This is a genomic window from Sulfitobacter sp. PM12 (assembly GCF_045586035.1).
GTDB classification, from domain to species: domain Bacteria; phylum Pseudomonadota; class Alphaproteobacteria; order Rhodobacterales; family Rhodobacteraceae; genus Sulfitobacter; species Sulfitobacter pontiacus.
Map to the genome: position 1 here is coordinate 24,963 of NZ_CP151529.1, position 17,751 is coordinate 42,713.

9 protein-coding genes, 3 tRNA genes, 3 rRNA genes and 1 pseudogene are annotated in these 17,751 nt (G+C 56.1%); all 16 read right to left on the reverse strand.

Translation table 11 applies throughout. The annotated features are described in order from the left end of the window. Positions 1–105 precede the first annotated feature (105 nt). Entirely contained in the window at positions 106–3,369 is a 3,264-nt protein-coding gene (locus AADW22_RS00125) for an error-prone DNA polymerase (RefSeq protein ID WP_407473995.1), read from the reverse strand. Then, positions 3,366–4,829, reverse strand: a complete 1,464-nt coding sequence (locus AADW22_RS00130; protein WP_407473996.1) for a Y-family DNA polymerase — start codon at positions 4,827–4,829, stop codon at positions 3,366–3,368. The genes AADW22_RS00125 and AADW22_RS00130 overlap by 4 nt, the downstream gene beginning before the upstream one ends. Next, positions 4,780–5,358 (reverse strand): ImuA family protein, encoded by a 579-nt coding sequence (locus AADW22_RS00135; protein WP_009824077.1) that lies wholly within the window; start codon positions 5,356–5,358, stop codon positions 4,780–4,782. The genes AADW22_RS00130 and AADW22_RS00135 overlap by 50 nt, the downstream gene beginning before the upstream one ends. A gap of 85 nt (positions 5,359–5,443) precedes the next feature. Next, positions 5,444–6,614, reverse strand: a pseudogene (locus AADW22_RS00140) (IS3 family transposase). A 124-nt stretch (positions 6,615–6,738) separates the two neighbouring features. After that, positions 6,739–6,960, reverse strand: a complete 222-nt coding sequence (locus AADW22_RS00145) for a hypothetical protein (protein ID WP_407473997.1) — start codon at positions 6,958–6,960, stop codon at positions 6,739–6,741. A gap of 2 nt (positions 6,961–6,962) precedes the next feature. Next, positions 6,963–8,594, reverse strand: coding sequence for an IS66 family transposase (gene tnpC, locus AADW22_RS00150; RefSeq protein WP_407473998.1), 1,632 nt, complete (start codon positions 8,592–8,594; stop codon positions 6,963–6,965). A 60-nt stretch (positions 8,595–8,654) separates the two neighbouring features. Continuing rightward, entirely contained in the window at positions 8,655–9,005 is a 351-nt protein-coding gene (gene tnpB, locus AADW22_RS00155; RefSeq protein WP_407473999.1) for an IS66 family insertion sequence element accessory protein TnpB, read from the reverse strand. Then, on the reverse strand, positions 9,002–9,409 hold the full coding sequence (gene tnpA / locus AADW22_RS00160) for an IS66-like element accessory protein TnpA (RefSeq protein WP_407474000.1): 408 nt from the start codon (positions 9,407–9,409) through the stop codon (positions 9,002–9,004). The genes tnpB and tnpA overlap by 4 nt, the downstream gene beginning before the upstream one ends. A 148-nt stretch (positions 9,410–9,557) precedes the next feature. Beyond that, positions 9,558–9,634, reverse strand: a tRNA-Met gene (locus AADW22_RS00165). 69 nt (positions 9,635–9,703) lie between these two features. Then, positions 9,704–9,818: ribosomal RNA gene (gene rrf / locus AADW22_RS00170) — 5S ribosomal RNA — on the reverse strand. A gap of 183 nt (positions 9,819–10,001) precedes the next feature. After that, positions 10,002–12,867 (reverse strand): 23S ribosomal RNA (locus AADW22_RS00175). A 605-nt stretch (positions 12,868–13,472) separates the two neighbouring features. Further along, positions 13,473–13,549 (reverse strand) — tRNA-Ile (locus tag AADW22_RS00180). Between the two features lie 100 nt (positions 13,550–13,649). Next, a tRNA-Ala gene (locus AADW22_RS00185) sits at positions 13,650–13,725 on the reverse strand. A 245-nt stretch (positions 13,726–13,970) separates the two neighbouring features. Then, positions 13,971–15,430: ribosomal RNA gene (locus AADW22_RS00190) — 16S ribosomal RNA — on the reverse strand. Together the 16S, 23S and 5S rRNA genes with 3 tRNA genes alongside form the textbook arrangement of a ribosomal RNA operon. A 694-nt stretch (positions 15,431–16,124) precedes the next feature. After that, positions 16,125–16,709: a protein-methionine-sulfoxide reductase heme-binding subunit MsrQ gene (gene msrQ, locus AADW22_RS00195; protein ID WP_407474001.1), complete on the reverse strand. Its 585-nt coding sequence runs from the start codon at positions 16,707–16,709 to the stop codon at positions 16,125–16,127. A gap of 33 nt (positions 16,710–16,742) precedes the next feature. Continuing rightward, the gene (msrP, locus tag AADW22_RS00200; RefSeq protein ID WP_180828294.1) at positions 16,743–17,651 is read right to left on the reverse strand and encodes a protein-methionine-sulfoxide reductase catalytic subunit MsrP; all 909 of its coding nucleotides are present in this window, start codon (positions 17,649–17,651) and stop codon (positions 16,743–16,745) included. Positions 17,652–17,751: the final 100 nt, after the last annotated feature.

Here is a 17,751-nt window from a genome sequence, read left to right on the forward strand (position 1 = left end):
TCTTGAATGCTCAACGGTCTGACCACAGGGCTGCACTTTCGCGCGGCGTGAAGGCTTGCACACATCATGCGCACCCGCTCATGGGTCGCCCTGCTGAGCGTACGATTAGTGGAAATCCCTGCTTGGGAACAAGCGCTTGGCCTGATCGCGGGGGTGCATGGCACGGGGTTGGGTGCGGGATCTTGGTGCGTCGTCGGCTTGGGGTTGCGTGATGCCTACCGCATCATCCATCGGGTGGCCGAGACGGCTGAGATAGTGCGACACGTCTTCGATGCTATGCGCAATCACATGCACCACGATACCTTCGCGTTGTACATGGCCGGTGATGCGCAGCAAGCGCCCCGTCATCACCGCGCGGCGGAATTGTGCATAGACCTTTTTCCAGACCACCACATTTGACACACCTGTTTCATCCTCAAGCGTCAGGAAAACGACCCCCGACGCCGTACCGGGCCGTTGCCGCGTGATCACCAGACCGCAGACAGAAATGGGCCTTTGTGCCATAGGCCCCAAAGGCACCTCGGGCAGCGCGTCATGAGCTGTCAGCCCCGTCATGGCCGGGCGCAACAGTTCCATCGGGTGGGCTTTCAGCGACAGGCGCATGGCCACGTAATCCTCGACCACTTCCTGCCCTAAATGCATGGCGGGCAAGGTGACGGGCTGTTCGACAATGCCCTCGCCCTCGATCTTATCATTGAACAACGGCAAGGGCGCGTTACCTTTGATCGCTTTTACCGCCCACAAGGCGTCGCGTCGTCCCAAGCCAAGCCCTGCATAGGCGTCGGCTTCGGCCAAACGTTCCAGAACCGCGGGCGAAAGCCCTGCCCTTAACCACAAAGCTTCGGGATCGGGGTAGCCATTGCCACGCGCGGCAACGATCCACCCTGCATCCTCTTCACGAAAGCCTTTGATCTGGCGAAACCCCAATCGCAAAGCCAGTGCCCCGTCGCTGCGCTTTTCAAGCGTGTTGTCCCATTCGCTTGTGTTGACGCAGACGGGGCGCACTTCGATGTGATGCTCGCGGGCATCGCGCACGATCTGGGCGGGCGCATAAAACCCCATAGGCTGCGCATTCAGCAACCCGCAGGCAAAGGCTGCCGGATGGTGGCATTTCAGCCAGGCCGATACATAGGCAAGCATTGCAAAAGCAGCGGCATGGCTTTCAGGGAAACCGTATTCGCCAAAGCCCTCGATCTGGGAAAAGCAATTCTCGGCGAAAGCTTTTTCATAGCCCCGCGCCAACATGCCATTGATGAATTTATCGCGAAGTTGGCCAATCGTACCCATCCGCCTGAAGGTCGCCATAGACCGGCGCAGCTGGTCTGCCTCGCTTGGCAGGAACCCGGCTGCGACGACAGCGATCTGCATGGCTTGTTCCTGGAACAATGGCACGCCAAGCGTTTTGCCCAGCACGTCTTCCAGCTCTTTCGAGGGGAAAACCACGGCTTCGTTCCCCTGCCTGCGATTGATATAGGGGTGTACCATGCCGCCCTGGATGGGGCCGGGGCGCACAATCGCCACCTCGATCACCAAATCATATAATTCACGGGGCTTCATCCGCGGGAGAAAGTTCATCTGCGCGCGGCTTTCCACCTGAAACACACCAATGGCATCCGCAACGCACAGCATGTCATAGGTTTGCGCATCATCTTGGGGTATGCTGGCGATGCTGTATTTTTTGCCCCCATGTTGCGCAATCAGATCAAAGCTTTTGCGGATACAGGTGAGCATTCCAAGCGACAGGATATCGACCTTCAGAATATTCAGAGCGTCGATATCATCCTTGTCCCATTCGATGATCGTGCGGTCATCCATCGCGGCGTTTTCGATAGGGCAAAGCTCATCCAATCGCCCTTTGGTGATGACAAACCCGCCGACATGCTGGCTCAGATGCCGCGGAAACCCGATGATTTGACCAATCAGCTTGATGGTCAGCGCCAGACGCGGGTCCGATAGATCAAGCCCCAGTTGTTTAACGCGCTCGGGGTCCGGCCCGCCATTGCTGGTGCCCCAGATTTGCCCAGAGAGATTGGCCGTGACATCCTTGGACAAGCCCATAACCTTGCCCACCTCGGAGATCGCCGCGCGCGAGCGGAAATGGATCACCGTGGCGCAAAGCCCGGCGCGGTGCCGGCCGTATTTGGCGTAGATATGCTGAATGACCTCTTCGCGGCGTTCATGTTCGAAATCGACGTCGATATCCGGCGGCTCTCCGCGATGTTCTGACACAAAGCGTTCCACCACCATGGTAATCGTCTCGGGGCTGACGTCGGTGATGCCCAACAGATAGCACAAGATCGAATTGGCCGCGGACCCCCGCCCTTGGCACAAGATCCCCTTGGAGCGCGCGAATTGAACGATGTCATGCACCGTGAGGAAATAGGCCGGAAAATCGAGCGTCTTGACCAACGCCAGTTCTTTTTCCATTTGCGCAATGGCCCGCGCGGGTGCCCCCTTGGGATAGCGGAGCTTCAGCCCCTCGGACGCCAACCGCGCCAAACGGTCTTGGGGCGTTTCATTGTCTGCGATCTCGTCCGGGTAATCATAGCTGAGTTCGGACAGGCAAAAGCTGGACTTTGCCGCGATCTGTGTCGTGCGGCGCAAGGCCGCCGGGTGACGGGCGAACAGGCGCTTCATGTCAGCTTCGGGCTTGAGGCGTTTTTCAGCGTTGGGTAAGGCACGCGTGCCGATTTGATCGATCGTAATATTGTGGCGCAGGCAGGTCAGAACATCAGCCAACTGCCGTCGCGCACCGTGGTGCATCAACACATCCCCCACGGCCACCATCGGCGCTGCGGTGCGATGCGCGAGGGTGGCGCAGGCATCGAAATAGCGCTGGTCACTGCCATCATAGCGCGGCGCGACCCCGATAAAGACATCCGCAGGAAAGTGCTTTTTCAGCGTCATAATATCGGGCTGACTGCTTTTCAAAGACGCTTGCGGCACGGCAATCAAGCTCATGCCTGCACAGCCTTGAACCAGATCGGGCAGGTCCAGATAGCAGGCCCCTTTGGGGGCACGTCGTTTGCCAAGGGTCAATAACCGCGTCAACCGCGCATAGGCTTCACGGTCGTGGGGCAATGCGACCCAATGGGTATCGCTATCGCGCAAGATCAGCCGCGCCCCGATAACAAGCCTTGGCAAGGGTGCATCAGCTCCCAACTCGCGGCGAAGCTCTTTCAGAGCGGAATAGGCCCGAACGACCCCGGCCAGCGAATTATGGTCTGTGATGGCCAAGGCGTTCAGCCCCAACTCGGCCGCCCGAGAGACCAATTCCTCTGGGTGGGATGCCCCCCGCAGGAACGTAAAGTTAGACGTGCAACACAGTTCCGCATAACCGGGATCCAGAGACGGGTTTCGCGCCTTCATGGAAATTCACCCTGCACAAACCAGTTCGGATTTTGCGGCGTATAAAACAACCACAATCGCCGGCCCTGCGTTGTGTCCACTTTCCAATAATCCCGCACACCTGACCGCCAGTTGTCATCTGGCAACCACCATTCAGGCGCGATACGTTCAGGCCCTGTCGCCCGCCCCGTGGTCAGCGACATCCGGCGCCAGCGAAACTGTGCGGGCGGCCGTGCCCCGCTGGCTGCGATGGGTTCCGGCGGGAACAGGCACAAAGGGCGCGGCCGCAGAGTGGACCATGATCCCGTGGCGGTACTGTAGGCCGCTGGTACGATTTGAAAGCTCCGCTCGGGGATATGGCTGTCTGCCGGTAGAAACCGTTGAATGTTTTCAAGCCCGATCCGGTTACCAAGACGGGTGATCAGATCCTCCAGCCCGTCAGGGCGCGCCGCCGTGGCCGCGGTGATTTGTGCGTCGGCAAGGTTTTCGACCTGCGTCGCTTCAAGCCGTAACTGGTCGATGCCAAAACCCGCATCCACAGTCCGGATCCCCCGGTCAAATAAGGGCAAAATACGCATTGCATCGCGCATTGGCGCCGCGAGACGCAGTTCGATTTGCTGCGCGCCCTGATCCACCCGCCGCATCGTTAACTGCAATCGCCGTGCCCCCATGGCCTGGCGTTTCAACTTGTCGCAAAGCTGATCCAGCAACCTTTTCGTACCCGCCATCACATCAGCGCTCAGCCCGATCGGATCGGGCAAAGTCATGCGCACAGCATAGTGCGGTGCCTCGCCAATCGGTGTGATCGTCTCGTCCTGGGTGCCCATTGCCTGATCCAGTCGCAACATGACATTCGGCCCGAAACGACGCGCGATTGTCATGCGGGGTAAAGCCAATAGGTCCGAGATTTTCCGCAAGCCAAGCCGCTGCAACGCCGTGTCAGTTTTCTCGTCAAGACGCAGCGCAGCAACGGGCAATGCAGTGATATCCGCATCGGGCTTGCGGGCATAATGCGTGCGCGCCCAAGCTGCCCCGCGGGTGTCGGCCGCCGCGATACGCCCGTTCAGCCCCGCACGCGCAAGTCGGTGACGCATATCATCCAGCATTTCCGCCTCACCGCCAAACAGATGCACTGACCCGGTGATGTTCAGGACCAAACCATCCCTCCCATCCACCCCCACCCAAGGGCAGTATCGTTTGCTCCACCGGGCAAGTGATTGCAAAAACCGCGCGTCCTCTTGGGGATTGGCTGCTGCGCTGGAAAGCTCGGGGCAATAGGCACGGGCATCTGACAACCCCATGCCACGATGCAACCCCTGCGCCTCTGCCGCTTGGTTCAAACAGTAGATGCGGTCGGTATTTTTCGCGTGTTGCACCAGCGCGAAAGGGCGATTGCTATTGGCGGCCTCAAGCGTCCGCGCGCGCAGCACCCTATCGCTGGGCAGTCGGGGAAACCACACTGATGCGACGCGTTTGCGCATTCCACTTCACAGTCCAAGCCGCTAATGTTCCTGATTTGTTCTTTATAAGTTTCCAATTTTGCAGAGTCGAGTCCTCGGCTGTGTTGCCTTCATCATAAACAGGGGTGCAGTGCCATCTGGTCTGCGCGGCATTGTTCCCCATTCCTTCAGGCAAAATGCAAAGCCCTGTGGCGTTGCCTTCTTGCGCAGCCAGTTGCAAACGCCGCCCTTCCGTCAACCCAATGGGCTGTGTGAGTTCTGCGATCACCACTGCCACATGCCCCGACCGCAACGCCTCCTCGGTCGAGGCGAGCACATCGATATGACGCGGCGCCTGCGCGATCAGCAGTTGCGATGGATCAAGATAAGCCGCGCCCCCCACCGGATTGATCTGCGTGCCGTGCCATGCCTCACGCACCCAAAGCGCGGCCCCGCCATTCGCGCCACAGACCTGACCGGCTAATGCATATGCAAAAGCATAGGCAGACGCCCCGCAAACCTCATGGGTGCGGGTATTCTTGAGCGGAAAGTGAGATTCGAACTGGGCCATGGTTCAGATCATACAAGACGGAACAAAAGATGCACATTGAAGACATCTTGGACCTGTCGCGCTTTCGTGCCGCCCCAGGTGCTCGTTAGGCCACCTTGCGTTCTAAAGCGACAGGGCTTTTCCAACCCAATGCTGAGTGTCGGCGTCGCGGATTGTAGAAGCCGTTGATGTACTCAAAGATCGCTATCTCAGCTTGCCTGCGCGTTTCCCATGACTGCCGCCATATCAGCTCGGCTTTTATGGTTTTGAAGAAGGTCTCGACGGCGGCATTATCATAGCAATTTCCCTTGCCAGACATCGACACCTTGAACCCGTGCTGGCGCAGGATCTTCTGGTAGTCGTGCGAACAATATTGCGACCCACGATCCGTGTGATGGATGCAGTCCTTGGGCGGCTGACGGAACGCGATGGCCATCTTCAAAGCCCTGATCGCAAGGTCGCGTTTCATCCGGTTCGAGACCGCCCAGCCAACTACACGCCGTGAATGCAAGTCCAATATCACAGCCAAGTACAGCCACCCCTCGCGCGTCCAAATATAACTGATATCGCCTGCCCACTTTTGGTTGGGCGCATCAGCGTTAAAGTCACGACCCAGCAGGTTTGGCGCGATATTGAACTTATGATTACTGTCCGTTGTCGCCTTGTATTTACGAGTTCTTACGACCGATATGCCGTTCTGACGCATCAGCCTGCCTACGCGGCGGTGCCCTACATTCAGACCAATTTCCTTCAGCTCTTCGGTCATACGCGGCCTGCCACTCTCGGGACATTGCTGCGCAATACCCTGCCGTGCAGTGCATAACTGCCCAAACTGAGACGGGATTGTTCTTTGATATGGGCCAGCGTGACCAAATCAGACCGCTGCCTGCGGCTGGCTGGACGGCTACGATGCGCCCGCAAACCACGCGGGCTGACTGCCATAACCCGGCACATCAGATTGATGGAAAATGTTGTTCGGTGTTCTTCAATGAACTTAAACCTCACGGCTTTTGGCTCGCAAAGAACACCGTGGCCATTTTTAACACTTCCCGCTCCTCCTTGAGAATGCGGTTCTCACGACGCAAACGGTCATTCTCTTCGGCAAGGCTAAGATCCTCTTTTGACACCACATCCGTGTCTCGATGTGCAGTGATCCATTTGTTCAGCGTCGACATGCCGACGCCCAGATCGTCAGCCACCTGTTTGCGCGTCAGTCCACTGGTTAGCGCGATACGCACCGCATCAGCGCGGAATTCATCTGTGCGTTTCAGTCCCATAGTTAGTCTCCTTTGTTGCAGTAGATGCTATCAAAGGAGCGGCATCAAACCGCGACAGGTCCATAAATTCTACTTTTGAACACCTCTAATTTTAGGTAAGCATCCGGCGTAGGCCACAGGTGGGTTATCGGTCGCGATCACGGTCCATTTCGATGAGCTCTTGCAGGTTTTCGATCCCGAATGGAGTGAATGCGATGACACCGTCGTCGCCGGGGCCGTAGACCCAGATCACACCATCTTCGGTTTCCATACCGATGGCGAGATCAAAGATCCGATCAACGGTTTCGCCCAGTTCGACAGCGACGCGGTCGATTGTCTTGACCGAATACACCTTGTTCAGCTGCATGGTTACGCTGCTTGTGGAAGGGATAGAGCTTTCCAGTTCCAAGGCAGAAGCTCATGCACGCGCGAGACGGGCAAGTCGGGCAGCCGGGCGAGAACATCGGCGAGCCAGGCCTGCGGATCGATGTCGTTCATTTTGGCGGTGACGATAAGGGTATACATGGCGGCAGCCCGTTCACCGCCGCGCTCGGACCCTGCAAAGAGCCATGACTTTCTGCCCAAAGCTATGCCACGTAAGGCGCGTTCGGCCGCATTATTTGTCAGACAGATACGCCCGTCATCGAGGAATGCCGTGAAGGCCTGCCAACGGCCATGCTTCTCAAACATGTAGTTGATCGCCTTGGCCACCTTGTTGTGTCTGGACAGTTTCGCGCGCTCTTCCTGCAGCCAGTCGTGGAGGCCGTTTACCAGGGGACGGGACAGGTTCTGGCGGGCGACGAGCCGGGCATCAGCATCCAGCCCATTGATCTCGCGCTCGATGTCGAAGATGGCGTCGATCCGTTTTACCGCTTCCAGGGCGACCGGCGAGATCTGATGGGCGGGTTTGCCCTTGCGGACGTTGCCCGCGATGTCAGCCAGCTCGAAGAACTTCCGGCGCGCATGCGACCAACACAGCGCGCTGGTCACGGGCCCCGCGTCTCGGTCCTCTCGATAGAGGTCGTTGTATCCACCATAGGCGTCCGCTTGCAGCACCCCTTGCCATTCTGCCAAATGCTGATTGGGATTGGTTGCGCCACGATCTCGGGAGAAGCGGAAGAACGCGGCCGGCGGTGCTCCGCCATTCCAGGGGCGGTCATCACGGACATAGGTCCAGAGCCGGGCCTTTTTTGCACCGCCCCGCGCCAGAAGCGGCACGGTGGTATCATCGCCATGTAGGCGGTGACCGGCACGCACGTGGGCCTCGATCGGCGCATGGATCGGCTGCAGGGCGAAAGTCGCGTGCCCGACCAGGTCTGCCAGGGTGGAGAGGCTCAGATCAACGCCTTCACGGGCAAAGCGCTCTGCCTGCCGGTTCAGGGGTTGGTGCTGTCCGTATTTTTCGAAGACGAGCATGGCGATCAGGCTGGGTCCGGCCCATCCGCGCGGGATCGCATGGAACGGGGCCGGCGGCTGGCTGATCTTCTCGCAGGCCCGGCAAGTGAACTTCTCACGCACAGTCTGGATCACCTTCCACTGACGCGGGATCACCTCCAGCGTCTCGGTGACATCTTCACCCATCTTTACGATCCGGTCCGAGCCACAGCAGGTGCAAACGGCAGGTGCTTCGACGACAACCCGCTCGCGCGGCAAGTGATCGGGGAACGGCTTTCGCCCGAAATGGCGGCGTGTGCAGGCGCGCACAGTGCTGGCTTTCTCGCTTGCTTGATCTGCGACTAAGGCATCCTCGGTAGCCGCCGCTTCCATCTCTTCAAGCTGCAGCTCCAGTTGATCGATCAGCCGGGCGCGTCGTTCTGACGAGATACCGTATTTGTCACGGCGCAGTTTGGCGATCTCAAGCTTGAGCTCTTGGATCATCGCCTCGGAGCAGGAGACAACCGCGCGGGCCTGCGCCAGCTCGCTTTCCGCCACATCTGCACGGGCCTCTGCGGCGGCCAGGGCAGCGCGTAATTTAGCGAGTTCAGAGGCGGCGTCAGACATGACCAATATTTACCAGCCGAAGCCGCGAAGCACCAATAAAAACAGGCTTTATGGCGCGAATTAACCAGCCTTTGCAGGACGTTGTGTCCAGCGTGGGTTACGCCAGTCGATGCCCTCCAGAAGATAACCCAACTGCGCCGCCGAGATCTGCACCGCTTCGCCCGACCGGCTCACCGGCCAGATGAACTTACCTGCCTCCAAACGCTTCAAATAGAGCGACATACCCACCCCATCATGCCATAGGATCTTGACCAGATCGCCTTTACGGCCCCGGAAGCAAAATATCTCACCCGTATGGGGATCACGGTCGAGCCCTTCTTGCACCTGTAGTGCCAGCGTGTTCATGCCCCGCCTCATATCGGTGACGCCGCCTGCGATCCACACCTTCACACCCGCCGGGAACGCAATCATTGCCCGTCCACCACTGCCAAAATCCGGGCAAGGGCTTCGGTCTCGACGTCCACCGGCACGATGAGCCGACGCCCATTCGGAAGGGCAATCTCAACCTGACAGTCCGAAGGTGAACAGGAGTTGACTGGATTAGCTCGTGACACGGGCGTTTCCTTCGACACAGTCACCGGCGCGAAAGATACCGGACGAGAAGACCCAAGCTCTCCGTTACGAAACTGCCGCCGCCAAGTGGTCAGCAGCGACCGGCAAATGCCATGCCGCCGCGCCGTGGCTGTCGCTTGGCGGTGGCCAATGAAGCTTTCTTCCACAATGCGCAGTTTGTCATCATCCGACCAATGCCGGCGGCGTTCACCATCGGCTGCGGAAAGTACTTCGATTTGAGGACAATTGATAAAGTCGGACATAAGGTCGGACTTACCATCGGATTGAGCCTGAGATCAGACGGCCGCCGCCGGAGGTTTACAATTTTAGGGGGGATTACCCTGTAGCTATCGAGCTTTTCGAACAGCAAAAAGGCCGCGGGTCTTTCGACTGCGGCCTGTTCGTCAAAGTTGGTTGCGGGAGTAGGATTTGAACCTACGACCTTCAGGTTATGAGCCTGACGAGCTACCGGGCTGCTCCATCCCGCGGCTGTGGCCAATGTTATTGTATTGGCTTATTAATTGTCATCGTTGAGAGATACGTAGAGGTTTTGCTAGGTTTGGCGGTGACCTACTCTCCCACGTCTTAAGACGCAGTACCATTGGCGCAGTAGCACTTAACTGCCGAGTTCGGGATGGGATCGGGTGTTTTGCTTACGCTATGACCACCAAACCGAGTAAAACCTCTATGTTGCTGCTTTTGCCATTGGCAAAAGAGCAACAAGCGGGAGAGAGCGTATCCGAAGGATGCGCGTTCCCGCCCCCTCACCATTCTGGGTAAGGATTTGTCCAAGTCAGTACGACTGATTGTATGTGTATGCTTTTGTCCTAGTAAGAAGTCTTTCTTCTACTGGATCAAATCAAGCCTATCGAGCAATTAGTACCAGTCAACTGAACGTATTACTACGCTTACATCTCTGGCCTATCGACGAGATGGTCTATCTCGGCTCTCAGGGATACCTTGTTTTGAGGGGGGCTTCCCGCTTAGATGCCTTCAGCGGTTATCCTGTCCGATCATAGCTACCCAGCACTGCTATTGGCATAACAACTGGTCCACCAGTGGATCGTTCACCCCGGTCCTCTCGTACTAGGGGCAACTCCTCTCAAGTATCCTACACCCACGGAAGATAGGGACCGAACTGTCTCACGACGTTCTAAACCCAGCTCACGTACCTCTTTAAACGGCGAACAGCCGTACCCTTGGGACCTGCTCCAGCCCCAGGATGAGATGAGCCGACATCGAGGTGCCAAACACTGCCGTCGATATGGACTCTTGGGCAGTATCAGCCTGTTATCCCCGGCGTACCTTTTATCCGTTGAGCGATGGCCCTCCCACTTGGGACCACCGGATCACTATGGCCGTCTTTCGACTCTGCTCGACTTGTCAGTCTCGCAGTCAGGCTGGCTTCTGCCATTGCACTCAACGAGCGATTTCCGACCGCTCTGAGCCAACCTTCGCGCGCCTCCGTTACGATTTAGGAGGCGACCGCCCCAGTCAAACTACCCACCACACAGGGTCCCGGATCCGGATAACGGACCGCGGTTAGACATCAAGCAGAACAAGGGTGGTATCTCAAGGGAGGCTCCACGCAGACTGGCGTCCACGCTTCAAAGCCCACCACCTATCCTGCACATGTTCGGCCTAATGCCAGTGTGAAGTTGTAGTAAAGGTGCACGGGGTCTTTCCGTCTAACCGCGGGTAACCGGCATCTTGACCGGTAATTCAATTTCGCTGAGTCTATGTTGGAGACAGCGGGGAAGTCGTTACGCCATTCGTGCAGGTCGGAACTTACCCGACAAGGAATTTCGCTACCTTAGGACCGTTATAGTTACGGCCGCCGTTTACCTGGGCTTCAATTCAGAGCTCTCACTCCTCCTTTTAACCTTCAGGCACCGGGCAGGCGTCAGACCCTATACGTCGTCTTACGACTTCGCAGAGCCCTGTGTTTTTAATAAACAGTCGCCACCCCCTGGTTTGTGCCCCCAGCCCCTAGTTGCCTAGGAACCGGGCCTCCTTCTCGCGAACTTACGGAGGTATTTTGCCGAGTTCCTTCAACATAGTTCTCTCAAGCGCCTTGGTATTCTCTACCTATCCACCTGTGTCGGTTTAGGGTACGATCTAGCGATGGAGCTATTTCCAGGGACCTCTAAGCAGCCCATTCAATCCGATAAGGATGAACTACCCTCGAGATCCGTCACTTCCATCTGGCCCAGGAATATTAACCTGGTTCCCATCGACTACGCCTTTCGGCCTCGCCTTAGGGGTCGGCTTACCCTGCTCAGATTAGCTTTAAGCAGGAACCCTTGGATTTTCGGCGAGAGTGTCTCTCACACTCTTTGTCGCTACTCATGTCATCATTCTCACTAGTGATCTCTCCACCGGATCGCTCACGCGCCGGCTTCACAGAAAGCTCCGCGTCTCCAATACCCCGAAGGGCTAAGGAGACATGGAACTATGTCACACTACGCTCTGCTACCATGCAATTAATGCATCCTAAGCTTCGGCTCATGGCTTGAGCCCCGTTACATCTTCGCCGCAAGACAACTTATTTAGACCAGTGAGCTGTTACGCTATCTTTAAAGGATGGCTGCTTCTAAGCCAACCTCCTGGTTGTTTTGGTCGTCTCACCTGCTTTCCCACTTAGCCATGAATTAGGGGCCTTAGCTGTAGGTCAGGGTTGTTTCCCTCTTCACAACGGACGTTAGCATCCGCTGTGTGTCTGCCATCTAGTACTCCTCGGTATTCGGAGTTTGGTTAGGATCAGTAAGCCTGTGGGGCCCCATTACCCATCCAGTGCTCTACCCCCGAGGGTATTCGGATGACGCTCTACCTAAATAGATTTCGCAGAGAACCAGCTATCTCCGAGTTTGATTGGCCTTTCACCCCTAGGCACAGCTCATCCCGATCCTTTTCAACGGATGTGGGTTCGGTCCTCCAATAAGTGTTACCTTATCTTCAACCTGGCCATGCCTAGATCACTCGGTTTCGGGTCTGATCCCACAAACTCAACGCCCTATTAAGACTCGCTTTCGCTACGCCTACACCTAACGGCTTAAGCTTGCTTGTGAGACCAAGTCGATGACCCATTATACAAAAGGTACGCTGTCAGGCCGTAAAGACCCTCCAACTGATTGTAGGCGTTCGGTTTCAGGTACTGTTTCACTCCCCTCGTCGGGGTGCTTTTCACCTTTCCCTCACGGTACTGGTTCACTATCGGTCAGTAAGGAGTACTTAGCCTTCGAAGGTGGTCCTCCGATCTTCAGACAGAATTTCACGTGTTCCGCCCTACTTAATACGTCCAATCATGCTTCTTATACGGGACTATCACCCACTTTGGTTGCGCATTCCAACGCATTCTAACCACACTCATGGCTCGGCTGGTCCCCGTTCGCTCGCCGCTACTAGGGGAGTATCAATTGATTTCCTTTCCTCCGGGTACTTAGATGTTTCAGTTCCCCGGGTTTGCTTTTATAAACCTATGTATTCAGTCTATAAATACCTGGTTCTGCTTACTGATGAACCCACCGTCTGCACCTTGCGAACTTACGTCCTCAAGTAGCAAAGCGGTAGGACAACAATAAACAATCAGGTGGGTTGCCCCATTCAGAAATCCATGGATCAAAGCTTATTCTCAGCTCCCCATGGCTTATCGCAGAGTATCACGTCTTTCATCGCCTCTTACTGCCAAGGCATTCACCAAACGCCCTTTTCGCGCTTGATTTGATCCAGAAAAAGAAAGACTGATTTAATGTCCTACCGCCTATTCGGCTACTTGAGGACAATTTAGACCCTCAAACGGCCGGTAGAGTGCAGGACGTCAGCCCAACGCGGGAGACAGAAGCTGGTAAGAAACTGTCTTCCCTTATTCCAGATCAAAAGCATACTTTTACCCGCCCACTCTCTCAGAGTGGACAGCGAGTAGTGCATCTAGCCTACCTTCCGTGCAGGAAGTAGGCGTCACTACTCTGGTTAGTGTACTTGACTTGGACAACACGTCGCTTTCAGTCGCGATACGTTCAAAAGACCGAGGAAACAGTCAAGTAAACGCCGGCTCCAAAAGGAGCAGCAACCGAGATCATCACCTAACGCGGTGCGATCAGATCGTGTTGTTTGTTACTTCAAGATTACTCTTAAAGTAACTGTATCTCTCTTTACGATGTCAATCAGATGCATTCCAAAGGAATGTCACCCATGCGCTTGCGCGCCGTCCGATTGGACGATTAAGAACTGCGTACAGTGCTTAATGGTCAAATCGTGTGCTTGCCCAACGCGCGCTTTGCTGCGCAAAACCCTGTTTGGGCGACGATCTTTAGCTGGCAAAGATCTTGGTGGGTCGAGGAGGACTTGAACCTCCGACCTCACGCTTATCAGGCGTGCGCTCTAACCACCTGAGCTACCGACCCAGCGTGTTTTGCAAAGCAAAACCGCGACGTCCCGGCAGGGCATTCCGAAGGAATGTCCCGAGAGGGACCAGCCCAAGCGGTTATTCAAGGGCCGTATGCTTGGTGGAGCCTAGGAGGATCGAACTCCTGACCTCCTGAATGCAAATCAGGCGCTCTCCCAGCTGAGCTAAGGCCCCAGCGTAGCCCGAGGGCTGCGTGTTACGTTGGCTGCATGAAGCAACCCGACCCCTCTCGGGACACCGCTGCGCGGTACCCTGTCGGGGCTTCGCGCCTCACTGCGTGAGACGCTTGCTGAAGAGATATGAGGACGGCTCGGTCCGAAAGGTCATCTTGCGATGCCTTGAATATGGTCAGTTTTGTTTACTGACCTGCTAAGTGTTTCACGAGATGAGCAAGCTCATCTGACTAGAAACATCCTTAGAAAGGAGGTGATCCAGCCGCAGGTTCCCCTACGGCTACCTTGTTACGACTTCACCCCAGTCGCTGATCCTACCGTGGCCGCCTGCCCCCCGAAGGTTAGCGCAGCGTCGTCGGGTAGAACCAACTCCCATGGTGTGACGGGCGGTGTGTACAAGGCCCGGGAACGTATTCACCGCGTCATGCTGTTACGCGATTACTAGCGATTCCGACTTCATGGGGTCGAGTTGCAGACCCCAATCCGAACTGAGACAGCTTTTTGGGATTAACCCATTGTCACTGCCATTGTAGCACGTGTGTAGCCCAACCCGTAAGGGCCATGAGGACTTGACGTCATCCACACCTTCCTCCCGCTTATCACGGGCAGTTTCCTTAGAGTGCCCAGCCGAACTGCTGGCAACTAAGGATGTGGGTTGCGCTCGTTGCCGGACTTAACCGAACATCTCACGACACGAGCTGACGACAGCCATGCAGCACCTGTCACTGCGTCACCGAAGTGAACGCTCGATCTCTCGAGTTAGCACAGGATGTCAAGGGTTGGTAAGGTTCTGCGCGTTGCTTCGAATTAAACCACATGCTCCACCGCTTGTGCGGGCCCCCGTCAATTCCTTTGAGTTTTAATCTTGCGACCGTACTCCCCAGGCGGAATGCTTAATCCGTTAGGTGTGTCACCGAACAGTATACTGCCCGACGACTGGCATTCATCGTTTACGGTGTGGACTACCAGGGTATCTAATCCTGTTTGCTCCCCACACTTTCGTACCTCAGCGTCAGTATCGAGCCAGTGAGCCGCCTTCGCCACTGGTGTTCCTCCAAATATCTACGAATTTCACCTCTACACTTGGAATTCCACTCACCTCTCTCGAACTCTAGACTGATAGTTTTGGAGGCAGTTCCAGGGTTGAGCCCTGGGATTTCACCCCCAACTTTCCAATCCGCCTACGTACGCTTTACGCCCAGTAATTCCGAACAACGCTAACCCCCTCCGTATTACCGCGGCTGCTGGCACGGAGTTAGCCGGGGTTTCTTTACCAGGTACTGTCATTATCATCCCTGGCGAAAGTGCTTTACGATCCTAAGACCTTCATCACACACGCGGCATGGCTAGATCAGGCTTGCGCCCATTGTCTAAGATTCCCCACTGCTGCCTCCCGTAGGAGTCTGGGCCGTGTCTCAGTCCCAGTGTTGCTGATCATCCTCTAAAACCAGCTATAGATCGTAGACTTGGTAGGCCATTACCCCACCAACTATCTAATCTAACGCGGGCCAATCCTTTCCCGATAAATCTTTCCCCCGAAGGGCTTATACGGTATTACTCTCAGTTTCCCGAGGCTATTCCGTAGAAAAGGGTATGTTCCCACGCGTTACTAACCCGTCCGCCGCTCACCCGAAGGTGCGCTCGACTTGCATGTGTTAGGCCTGCCGCCAGCGTTCGTTCTGAGCCAGGATCAAACTCTCAAGTTGAAACGCATTACTGCGTATCCTTGACGTCGAACCTCTGCACATCAAACCTGCATCACTTACTGAATGATACAGGCGTTTTCTCCGTTTGAAGTGCTTAAAGTTACAAAAGTAACAACAAGCCGTCCAAACAGTGAAGCTGACACCGAATAATCGCTAAGCACCTAAGTGCGTCGCTATCGGCGCGATATACAGACGTTGATCCATCGAATGAACCAAACCGCCCACATATCTCTTCAGATATCTATCAATTTCAAAGAGCGTCGAGACAAAAGAAACCAAGATGCGCCGTAAACTTCTCAGCGCGCCCCGCCTCAATTACCTCAGAATTTCTCCGCTACGTAAGACCCGAACCGTAACCCGTCGTCCCCGTCTAGCGCCCCGTGTCTGCATGTCTGCGTCTCCGGTAAGGGGCGTTCTAAGGTTTGTTCCAAATGCCCGCAACCCCTTTTTTCGGATTATGACAGTTTTTCGCTACTTTCCGAATTTTCCTATAAAAACAACGGTTTGATTTTTGAAAATTCCGCGGGCCTCGTGTTTTGCGCAGCTTTATTTCGCACGCTAACACGTCATTGCCCAGCATCACTTACGCCCGCGCGGGTTATCCACAGACTCGCAGCGCGAATGTGGATTGTTTCCCCTCCTCCGGTCCGAATCCGGCACAATCCCCGGCCCGCGCCACCGCCCAGATTCGGAATCAGCGCCGTTTAGGAAGTCTTAGGACCAGCAAAGCCAGAATCGCCGCCATATAGAGGAGAGGTTCGATCTGGAAACCTTTGACCAGCCAGATGAAGTGCACCCCAGCCAAAATTGCAGCCAGATAGGTTAACCGGTGCAGCTTGCGCCACGTGGCCCCCAGTTTGCGGATCGAGAAGTTGTTCGATGTGGCCGCCAGGGGGACAAGACAGGCAAAACCCGCCATGCCGATCGTGATATACGGGCGCTTCAGAATGTCGTCCCAGATCTGCGAGAGTATCCCGACATCCAGCACCAGCCATACCAACAGGTGCAGCGAGACAAATATAAAGGCGAGCAATCCCAGGGCGCGGCGAAACTTGATGAGGTTCAGCCGAAGGTAGCGCCGCGCGGGCGTGATCGCCAACCCGGCGATCAACAGTTGCAAGGCCAGCAACCCCAGCTCTTTTTCCAACGCCTTGATCGGCTCCGCCCCTAGCCCGCCGGTCTGAGCCTGAAACAGCAACCACGGGATTGGCAAAAGCCCCACTATATATACGACCCATGTGGGAACACGTCGCGCGATGGTATTCAGGCGGTCGATCATACCGCCCTGCTCACTTCTATAGAGAACACGGGTTTAGATATCCTTGCTCAGGTCCATACCGGCATAGAGCTCCGCGACCTCGGCCTCGTACCCGTTGAACATCAGCGTCGGGATCCGCTTGGAGAAAAGCCCGCCACCGATGACCCTTTCGCTGGCCTGCGACCAACGGGGGTGATCGACCTCGGGGTTCACATTACTATAGAAGCCGTACTCCCCGGCATTCGCCTTGTTCCAACTGGTCGGGGGCTGAGTATCCGTGAGGGTGATCCGCACCACGGATTTGATCGACTTGTAGCCATATTTCCACGGCACGACCAACCGCAGCGGTGCGCCGTTCTGTTTCGGGATGTCCTTGCCATAGATGCCGGTTGCCATAATCGTCAGCGGGTGCATCGCTTCGTCCAGACGCAACCCTTCGACGTAGGGCCAGTCGAGCACATTATAGGCGACGCCGGGCATTTCATCAGGACGCAGCGCAGTCTCGAAGGCGACGTATTTCGCGCCGGACTGCACACCGGCCATATTCAGCAGGTCCGCCAGTTCGAACCCGTTCCACGGGACCACCATTGACCACGCCTCGACACAGCGGAAACGATAGATACGCTCTTCGATCGTCATCTGTTGCATAATGTCGTCGAACCCATAGGCACCGGGCTTGTCGACCAGCCCGTCAATCTGCACCGTCCAGGGTTCAATCGTCAGACGGTCCGCGTATCTGGCGGGGTCGTCCTTACCGGTGCCGAATTCATAGTAGTTATTGTAGCTGGTGATATCTTCATAACTGTTCGGCTCTAACCCCTCGGGCGCGGCAGAGCTGCGCCCCGCGATACCGGCCAACCCGATCCCCGCCAAAGCGCCCCCCATGATCTGACGTCGGTTCATAAATGCAGCATGCGGGGTGACGTCTTTATCCGTGAGTGTGTTGATCCAGCGATAGGCCATAACAGGCGCTCCTTACCAATATACATGGGTAGCCTACTGCGGGTTGTCGCGCCCACCAAACGCAATCCGCTACATTTCAGGAGACACACCGGAATGTCAG